This window comes from Roseovarius sp. D22-M7 (assembly GCF_037083785.1).
Lineage (GTDB): Bacteria > Pseudomonadota > Alphaproteobacteria > Rhodobacterales > Rhodobacteraceae > Roseovarius.
Window position 1 is genome coordinate 1 of the sequence record NZ_JBAPKY010000210.1, and the last position, 723, is coordinate 723.

Sequence of the window (723 nt, forward strand, 5' to 3'; positions counted from 1 at the left end):
CCGACCAGACCGTTGCAATCAGGCGGGGTCCATATACAACAGCCGATGCGCGAGGCGTCCATGAAGGTGCCGCGCTTGTCCTGCTTTTCGCGGAGGGCATCGGCGACGGTGTCCCATTGGGCGTCCGCGTCGGCCTTGCTTTCCAGGGCGAAGATCGTCTTGAGCATCGCCGCCGCCACGATGCGCGAGCCGGCCAGGGCATGGCCTTCACGAGATCGTCCACGGAGCGCGTCGAAGCACCATGGACGCATGCCTCCTGGAGCACCGCCACGAGAGCCTTCTCGGCCGTCCGCCGGGACTCGAGGGAACTCAGCAGGTAGCTGCCCTTGCGCAGCTTCGGGATCTCCAGCGGGATGCGACCCGCACGCGTGTCCCGATCCCGATCCCGATCCCGGTCCCGGTAACCGTTTCGCTGAACGTCCCGCAGGGGCGCGCGCGCACCCTTGGCCGTGCCCGTCCGCGTCTCCACCTCGGCTTCCATGGTCCGGCCGGCCGCAAGGGCCAGCATCGCGCGCACGAGACCGCCACCGGCCTGCTGTTCAACCGGCTCGAGCAATGCCATTCCCTGATCGGTCATCGTCATCTCCGTCTTTGGTTTCGAGTGTTGCAACCCGAGCCTTTGCCGAAGATCGACGGTCGCCGCCCAAGTCACCACCGGCCGCGCGCTGCGCTACGCCGGGGGCTCGGCGCGCGGCCTCCTACACCAATCGTTGGGACACTGCC

At 67.8% G+C, this 723-nt stretch carries 2 pseudogenes; both read right to left on the minus strand.

Annotated features, from left to right (window positions below):
- Nucleotides 1–251 (minus strand): annotated as a pseudogene (locus tag V8324_RS22180) (hypothetical protein); the annotation flags it as partial.
- Nucleotides 200–577 (minus strand): annotated as a pseudogene (locus tag V8324_RS22185) (transposase); the annotation flags it as partial. The pseudogenes V8324_RS22185 and V8324_RS22180, both read right to left, overlap by 52 nt.
- Nucleotides 578–723: the final 146 nt, after the last annotated feature.